This window comes from Nocardia sp. NPDC004722 (genome assembly GCF_053601505.1).
This window is the reverse complement of record NZ_JBSGBY010000399.1, coordinates 1-7,947: the sequence shown is the minus strand read 5'-3', so window position 1 is coordinate 7,947 and position 7,947 is coordinate 1. Positions and strand designations below refer to the sequence as shown.

The window sequence follows — 7,947 nt, the reverse complement described above, 5'->3', positions numbered from 1 at the left end:
TCCGTCGGCGAATTCCTTGGCGGCCTTCTTGGCCACCTGGATTCGGCTCGGCGGCGCGGACGCGGCCGGTGACCTGGCCTCGGAGATCGGCACCGGCCTCGGCGTCATCCCGCCCGACCGGGTCGCCGCCGTCGGCCTGGTCTCCGACCCGCGCCGCTCCCCCACCGACGCCATCGTCGGCCCGCAGGTCCCCGGCACCGGGGCGGGCGGCGCGCGGGCGGGCGGCTTCGGCTGGCTGAGCCCGAAGGTCCGCACCTTCTGCGCGGCGGGCGATCTCTACTGCTCGGTCCCGACCGACGATCTGGCGGGCCGCTCGGCGGGCCTGCTCACCCAGCTCACCGCCCAGGATCCGCTCCAGATCCCCAGTTATGTGCTGACCTTCCAGAACATCCTGGCCGAGGCGCTGATGCCGGGCTGGTCGGCCATCCTGTCCGCACCCGCCGACGATCCGGCGGGCGAGCAGTGGCTGCGCCAGGTCCAGCAGTTCCTGGCCTCCGGCGTGCACCAGTCCTATCCGCGCTACATCGTCGACGGCAACGGCACCACGGCCACCGGCTGGCTGCGCAACTGGCTCTCCGACACCGCCAACGAAACCTCCTGATCAGCAGGCGTATTCGGCCAGCGCTCGGGCCAGCCGGGACCGCACCCCGCGCGAGGTGACGGTCCCGGTTAGCTCGCCGCACGCCGTGAGTTTTCCATTGGTCGTTCGTTGGTGGGTGACCTCATTCTCAGTGCACTCGAGCAGCACCGCATCGAGCAGCAACGAAATGAAGGACCCACCACCGATGATCGCCAACCACGTTCGTACCGCCACCCGCGCCGCGCTCGCGGCGGCCGTCGTCGGTACCGCCAGCTTCGGATTCCTGTCCGGCATGGGCGTCGCCAATGCCGGCGGCGACTACGGCCCCGACACCTGTCAGGAGGGCTACGTGTGGCGCGAGGCCAATGCGGCCGACCACGTCTGCGTCAGCCCCGCCAACCGCGATCAGGCCAAGGCCGACAACGCGGCCGCCGCCTCGCGCCGGGCGGGCGGCGGCGCGTACGGCCCCGACACCTGCGTCAATGGATTCGTCTGGCGTGAGGCCTACACCGGCGATGTCGTCTGCGTCACCACCGCGGTGCGCCAGCAGGCCAAGGACGACAATGCCGCCGCCGCGTCCCGCAAGGCGTCGCTCAATATCTGGCTGACCACCTACACCTCCGGCAACAAGTGCACCGGCGACGTCTGCACGGTCGTCTCCGACGCGGGCAGCGAATTCAAGATCAATGGCGACCACTTCAACAAGGGCACCATCACCCTGATCGTCAACCGCGACAACGGAACCCGCCTGGCCACCTACACCGTCACCGCGTCCCAGCACAACGGCTACCCGGGCGCCTCCTTCGGCTACGAGACCAACATGTGGGACCCCACCTCCGGCTTCCACGCGGCCTGCAAGGGCGGCAACGACGCCTACATCCAGGCCTACGACCCGAACTCCCAGCGCTGGTCGGACAAGCTCTACTTCAAGCACGACTGCAACGCGTAGCGACCGGGGGCGTTTGTCCCTTCGCGGACTCGTCATCGCTGACTAGCGTCGATTCGGTCAGTCGAACCGTGGCGATGTACGTGATCCGAGGAGTCGCAATGCCCCCAACCACCAAGGCGCTCAACCCCAACCAGCAGGTGGCGTTCGCGATGGTCAATGTCGTCACCTTCCTGGTCGGGCTGGGCCTGCTGGCCGTGCTCGATCCGCGCGATCAGCGGTTCCTGCTGACCGCGCTGGCCGCGGCGACGATCCTGGCGGTCGCCAATCTGCTGAAGTGGCGGATCAAGTGCACCGCCGCCGATCACCTGCGGTATCCCGCGGGCAAGCTGGCCGATCAGTAGGGCCTGATCCCGAACCCCGGGAAAATCAGGAACACGTTCATTTAAAAACAGCCTCACCGGAACCCGTCGCGAGGTACGTTCCTGGCCGTGTCCGTCACCGGACCGGAAGGAATCGAAAGACTGTGTTCATCATCCCCGCGATCGGCGTGGTCCTGGTGGTCGCCGGCCTGGTCCTGCGCTCCCGCTCGAAGGCGACGCCCGCCACCGCCTCGGCCGCAAACGGATCCGCCCCGGCCGCGAACGGCTCCGCCCGGCTTCCCAGCAACACCGGCACCTTCGTCGCCGTCGCGGGTGTCCTGATCCTGGCGCTCGGCCTGCTCGCCACCATCACCCGCACCACCACCACGGCCACCCACGATCCCGAACTGGCCGTCGGCAACTGCGTGACCGCGAGCGAGTACCGCACCGCCCAGATCGGCAAGATCCATCCCGCCGCCTGCGCCGATCACGCCGCCGTCTACGAACTGGCCGCCGCGGTCACCAACGGCGCCACCTGCCCGGACGGAAAGCTCAAGGACGCGGCCTATTTCGTCCTGACCGACGGCAACCACTCGCTGTGCTTCGCCCCGAACGTGAAGGTCGGCGACTGCTTCAGCATGCAGGCCGACGTCAATCAGATCACCCCGGTCGACTGCGCCGCCAAGAACACCGCGGGCGTGACCGCGCAGGTCGGCGCGCGTTTCGACGGCAGCACCGACACCGGTCAGTGCGCCATGCCCGCCGGGGCGACGGTCACCCCGCAGCCGCCCCGCGTGGTGTGCTGGCAGCCGGTCGCGAACGCGAGCTAGAACGACGATCGGGCCCCGGCGAAATCACCGCCGGGGCCCGAATTCGTCTGTGCGACGTGGCTTGTCAGCCCGCCGCGACCGGCACCAGCGCCGCCTCGCCCAGCTGCGGGTAGGTCGGGTACTCGATCCCGGAGATGTACTGCACGGTCCGCACCACCTGGCACGAGTAACCGAATTCGTTGTCGTACCACAGGTACAGGATCGCGGTGTCACCGTCGACGATGGTGGCGTTGGCGTCCACGATCGAGGCCGCCCGCGACCCGATGAAGTCGCTGGACACCACATCGGTGGCCGCCGTGAAATCCAGATTGCGGCTCAGCGGACCCGACAGCGACACCTGCCGCAGGTAGTCGAGCACCTCCTCGCGCGTGGTCTCGCGGCGCAGCTGCAGATTCAGGATCGCGACCGAGACATCCGGCGTGGGAACGCGAATCGAGCTGCCGGTGATCTTGGCCGCGAAGTCCGGCATGGCCTTCTTCACCGCGGACTGCGCGCCGGTCTCGGTCAGCACCAGGTTGAACGGCGCGGACCGGCCGCGACGATCAGACTTGTGGTAGTTGTCCAGCAGGTTCTGGTCATTGGTGAACGAGTGCACCGTCTCCACGTGCCCGCGCACGATGCCGAATTCGTCGTCCATCGCCTTGAGCGGCGGCACGATGGCGTTGGTGGTGCAGGACGCGCAGGAGTAGATGGTCTGCGACAGATCCAGCTCCCGGTGATTGACCCCGTGCACGATATTCGGCACATCGCCCTTGCCGGGCGCGGTCAGCACGACCTTCGCGATGCCCGGCCGCAGGTGCTTCTCGAGCCCCTCACGATCGCGCCACTTGCCGGTGTTGTCGATCAGGATGGCGTCGTGGATCCCGTACTCGGTGTAGTCGATCTCCGACGGGTCGTTGCTGTAGATGAACTTGATCACGTTGCCGTTGGCGATGATCGAGGAGTTCTCGGCGTCGACCTTGATGGTCCCGTTGAACTGCCCGTGCACCGAGTCGCGCCGCAGCAGCGAGGCCCGCTTGACCAGGTCTTCCTCGCCACCCTTGCGCACCACGACGGCCCGTACGTTGAGGCCGTTGCCGGAGCCGACCTTCTCGATGAGCAGCCGGGCCACCAGTCGCCCGATGCGCCCGAAGCCGTAGAGCACGACATCGCGCGGGCCCGGGGCCTGCGCCTTGTTGGCGGCGGTGATGTCGGCCAGCACGTCGGCGGTGAATTCCGGCACCGACAGCCCGCGCTGGTCGGCGCGGTAGGCCATGACCAGGCGTCCCAGGTCGACCTTGCTCGGGCCCAGGTCCATCGCGCTGAGCACCTCGAGGAACGGGAAGGTCTCGTCGACCGACAGCTCCTCGCCCTCGATCTGCCGTGCGAACCGGTGGGTCCGCAGAATGCTGATCACTGATTTGTTCACCAGCGACCGGCTGTGCAGCAGGATCGTCACGCCCTTGTCGCGGTAGAGCTTTCCGATGATCGGAATCATCGCCTCCGCGGCTGCCTCGTGAGCATTCCAGCGGTCAAGATGGTCGGTAGTCAACACAAGTCCTCGGGGTCTGGCCGATCCGTACGAGAACCGATGCTATCCAGGGGCTGGGTATCACAATCCGCGGCTCCCCGCATGTGAGATCCAGATCGCTCCTGTGGTCTCCGGATCGCTCCGAGGGCGGCCGCCCGACACGACCGCCTCCGCCCGATTCGGGTGCTAGTGGGCCGAGAGACTGCTGAGCACCCCGTCGAGGTAGCCGCCGCTGAACGCGCTGCCGAGTCCCGCGGCCGCACTGCCCGCGTTGACGGACCCGGCCCCGACGGCCTGGCCGAAGTCACCGGCCGAGCCGGGCGAGATGATGTCGACGTCCGCGCCGGTGAGCGGAATCCCGTCCGCCGCAGCCGTTCCCATCCCGGCGCCGAGCAGCGCGCAGGCCGCGAAGCCCGCGATAATGGTTCGTTTCATAAAACTGTCCTCTTATCTGTGCACCGGAGCGGGTGCAGTCGTCCCCCACTCCGCGCGCCAGAGCATATGAAACATCGCCAATTCACATGAGCGTTTCGGCCCGTTTGCTACCAATCTCATAGGTGCGCACGACCTCGGCCAATTCCGGCCAGCCGCACAGGAATACATCCTTGATCGGACCGGTGCCGAGCTGGCAGAGCACGCCCATCGCCGACACCGCCGCCCGCGCCATCGTGGTGAGCTCCGGCGGCAGCGTCATCTGCCGGAAGACATTGGAGAGCTGGATGCGGGTGATCACCCCGACCTGCTCCCGCATCCACTCGGTGGTCAGCCGAAAATCGTCCTCCAGCAGCACATCCAGGAACGGAGCGACGATGCGAACCAACTCGTCGACGTCGAACTCCTGCCCCGGCTGCACGAATCCATAGGCGCGCAAGGAGGTTTCGAGCTGTTCCGGGGTCCCGTTGTAGAGCGCGTCACCGAGATCGGCGACGAGTCGCCGCAAATGCGGGGGAACCGGCGCGCACGCCCCGAAATCGACAACACCGATGCGCCCGTCGGGCAGCAACAGAAAATTTCCGGGATGCACATCGCTGTAGAGCATTTCGCAGCGCAGTTTCGCGGCTTCCAGGAATTCGAGAATGGCGAGACCGGCGCGGCTGCGGTCCCCGGCGCTCGCGTCCGCGACCAGGCTGCCGAAGGACTTGCCGGGCACCCATTCGCTGATCAGCACCTCGTCGGCGCATTCGATCACGTCGGGCACCAGGAACCGCGAGTCACCGGCGAACGCCGCCGCGAAGATCCGCTGATGGGCGGCCTCCTGCCGGTAATCCAGTTCCCCGGTCACCATTTGGCAGACCACCTCGACAATGGCCCCGACATCCGCGCCCGGCATGACCGCGCCGATGACTCCGGTCAGTCCGCGCAGCGTGCGCAGGTCCGCGGCGGCCGCCTCCCGCGCGCCCGGGTACATCACCTTCACGGCGACCTCGCGCCCGTCGTGCCAGACCGCCCGATGCACCTGCCCCAGCGAGGCGGCCGCGGCCGGGCGATCCTCGAAACTGCGGAACAGGTCGCGCCATTCGTCGCCGAAGTTCGCCGCCAGCACCTGCCGCACCAGCCCGGGCAGCATCGGCGGGACCGAATCCTGCAATCGGCTCATGGCCTCGCCCGCCGCCTCGGCCAGCTCCGCCCATTCGGGGCCGACCGCGTCGAACGGCAGGATGGACCGGTAGACGGCGGCCATCTGCCCGACCTTGGCGGCGCAGCCCTTCAATTCTCCGAGCACCTCGAAAAGGTGCTCGGCGGTACGCAATTGCACCTGCCGATCGATATCGGCCGCCGACCGCCCCAGCAACCGGCGACCGCGCCCGGCCACCCGCCGTCCGGCGTACGCGACCGGCAACGTGGCCAGCTTGGCGTCGCGGGCCAGCCGATTCGTCGGCATCGACTGCCCGTTCGCGCGCTTCACACCCGGAAATGGGATTACCCGTCCCACACCGACCCCCGATTCAGTTCCAACCATGCCGAACCGCCTACCGTCTTGCGGTCTGTAGTCTGGCACACATTCGAACCCGGCGGTGAACAAAAATGTTCGCAGCAAACAGGCAGCCCAACCATCGCCGCGCCGATGTCGGCGCGGCGATGGCCGCGTTCAGCGTGCGGCGATGAGCGCCGAGCCGTGGCCGAACAAGCCCTGGTTCACCGCGATACCCGCCCGCGCGCCCTCGACCTGGCGGCCGTCGGCCTGCCCGCGCAGCTGCCAGGTCATCTCACAGACCTGGGCGATGGCCTGCGCCGGGATCGCCTCACCGAAGCAGGCCAGCCCGCCGCTGGGATTGACCGGCACCCGGCCACCCAAAGTCGTTGCGCCGCTGCGCAGCAACGCTTCCGCGCCGCCTTCCTCGCACAGGCCGATGTCCTCGTACCAGTCCAGTTCCAGCGCGGTCGAGAGGTCGTAGACCTCCGCGAACGACAGCTCGTCGGGCCCGAGTCCGGCCTCCTCGTAGGCGGCGTGCGCGATGGCCGAGCGGAAGGTCCGCGACGGCGGCTCCACGGCCACGGCCGAATCGGTCGAGAAGTCCGGCAGATCCAGCACGGTCTTCGGGAACGTCGGCGTGACCGTCGAGAGCGCCTTGATCCGAACGGGATCGGCAACACCGTGGCGTCGCGCGTAGTCCATCGAGGTCAGCACCAGCGCCGCGCCGCCGTCGCTGGTGGCGCAGATGTCGAGCAGCCGCAGCGGATCCGACACGATCGCCGAGGCGGCGATCTCCTCGACCGACACCTCCTTGCGGTAGCGCGCGTTCGGGTTGTTCAACCCGTGGCGCGCGTTCTTCACCTTGACTGCGGCGAAGTCGTCGAGCGTGGCGCCGTGCAGCGCCATCCGGCGGCGCGCGTAGAGCGCGAAATAGATGGGGTTGGTCGCGCCGAGCAGGTGGAAGCGCAGCCAGTCCGGATCGTCGCGGCGCTCGCCGCCGACCGGCTGGAAGAAGCCCTTCGGGGTGGTGTCCGCGCCGACCACCAGCGCCACATCGGTCAGCCCGGCCAGGATCTGGGCGCGCGCGTTGGCGATGGCCTGCGCACCGGAGGCACAGGCGGCGTAGCTGCTCGAGATGCGCGCACCCGACCAGCCCAGCGCCTGCGCGAAGGTCGCGCCCGCGACGAAGCCGGGGTAGCCGTTGCGGATGGTGTCCGCGCCAGCGATGTAGCCGACATCGCGGTAGTCGATGCCCGCGTCCGCGAGTGCCGCACGCGCGGCGACCAATCCGTATTCGACGAAGTTGCGTCCCCACTTGCCCCACGGGTGCATGCCCGCGCCGAGGACGGCGATATCGCGCTCGTTGTCAGTCATTGACCGGCCTCCACTTCCACACCGTGTGCTCGGCTTCCTCGTCCTCGTAGAGCGTGCCCACAGCCAGCTCGACCGGCATGCCGACGGCCAGATCGTCGACGGTGAATCCGGCCACGACCTGGCCGAGGATCACCATCTTCTCGACCTCGAGCTCCACGGCCGCGACGACATACGGCTGGAAGGGATCGCCCGAGACGTACGGGGCGGGTGGCTTGTAGCGGGCGTCCGCGTACGACCAGATCCGGCCGCGCGTGGAGAAGAGGTATTCCTCGAGCTCCGACCCGTCCTTGGACCCTTCACATTGCGGATTGCGGCAGGCCAGCGAGTTCCGTGGGAAGTACGGTGTGCCGCAGTCTTTGCAGCGACTCCCCTTCAGCCGGACCGCGCCGTCCTCCGACGTGAACCAGTCGGCCACGGCAGGGCGTTGTTCTTTCTGCACGATCCCCGCCGCGTACGGCTATCGCCGCGCGAGCCGCCGGTGAGTCGCTCC

At 68.1% G+C, this 7,947-nt stretch carries 8 protein-coding genes and 1 pseudogene; 4 read left to right on the top strand and 5 right to left on the bottom strand.

Annotated elements, in window-relative coordinates:
* The 4 genes and pseudogenes from ACWELQ_RS30895 to ACWELQ_RS30880 all read left to right on the top strand — a co-directional run.
* Positions 1-601: pseudogene (locus ACWELQ_RS30895) on the top strand (hypothetical protein); the annotation flags it as partial.
* 184 nt (positions 602-785) lie between these two features.
* Positions 786-1,529: a hypothetical protein gene (locus ACWELQ_RS30890; RefSeq protein ID WP_452400555.1), complete on the top strand. Its 744-nt coding sequence runs from the start codon at positions 786-788 to the stop codon at positions 1,527-1,529.
* Positions 1,530-1,627: 98 nt separating this feature from the next.
* Positions 1,628-1,870, top strand: a complete 243-nt coding sequence (locus ACWELQ_RS30885; protein ID WP_452400554.1) for a hypothetical protein — start codon at positions 1,628-1,630, stop codon at positions 1,868-1,870.
* 122 nt (positions 1,871-1,992) lie between these two features.
* Positions 1,993-2,658 carry a hypothetical protein gene (locus ACWELQ_RS30880; protein WP_452400553.1) on the top strand — a complete coding sequence of 222 codons (666 nt, stop codon included), beginning with the start codon at positions 1,993-1,995 and terminating at the stop codon, positions 2,656-2,658.
* 64 nt (positions 2,659-2,722) lie between these two features.
* Here ACWELQ_RS30880 and ACWELQ_RS30875 read toward each other — a convergent pair whose 3' ends face one another.
* The 5 genes from ACWELQ_RS30875 to ACWELQ_RS30855 form a co-directional block, all read right to left on the bottom strand.
* Entirely contained in the window at positions 2,723-4,189 is a 1,467-nt protein-coding gene (locus ACWELQ_RS30875; RefSeq protein WP_452400552.1) for a glyceraldehyde-3-phosphate dehydrogenase, read from the bottom strand.
* A gap of 165 nt (positions 4,190-4,354) precedes the next feature.
* Positions 4,355-4,603, bottom strand: a complete 249-nt coding sequence (locus tag ACWELQ_RS30870; RefSeq protein ID WP_452400551.1) for a hypothetical protein — start codon at positions 4,601-4,603, stop codon at positions 4,355-4,357.
* A gap of 82 nt (positions 4,604-4,685) precedes the next feature.
* Positions 4,686-6,074: an ABC1 kinase family protein gene (locus tag ACWELQ_RS30865; protein WP_452400550.1), complete on the bottom strand. Its 1,389-nt coding sequence runs from the start codon at positions 6,072-6,074 to the stop codon at positions 4,686-4,688.
* Positions 6,075-6,257: 183 nt separating this feature from the next.
* Positions 6,258-7,457 carry a lipid-transfer protein gene (locus tag ACWELQ_RS30860; protein ID WP_452400549.1) on the bottom strand — a complete coding sequence of 400 codons (1,200 nt, stop codon included), beginning with the start codon at positions 7,455-7,457 and terminating at the stop codon, positions 6,258-6,260.
* The gene (locus ACWELQ_RS30855) at positions 7,450-7,896 is read right to left on the bottom strand and encodes a Zn-ribbon domain-containing OB-fold protein (protein WP_452400548.1); all 447 of its coding nucleotides are present in this window, start codon (positions 7,894-7,896) and stop codon (positions 7,450-7,452) included. The genes ACWELQ_RS30860 and ACWELQ_RS30855 overlap by 8 nt, the downstream gene beginning before the upstream one ends.
* Positions 7,897-7,947 lie beyond the last annotated feature (51 nt).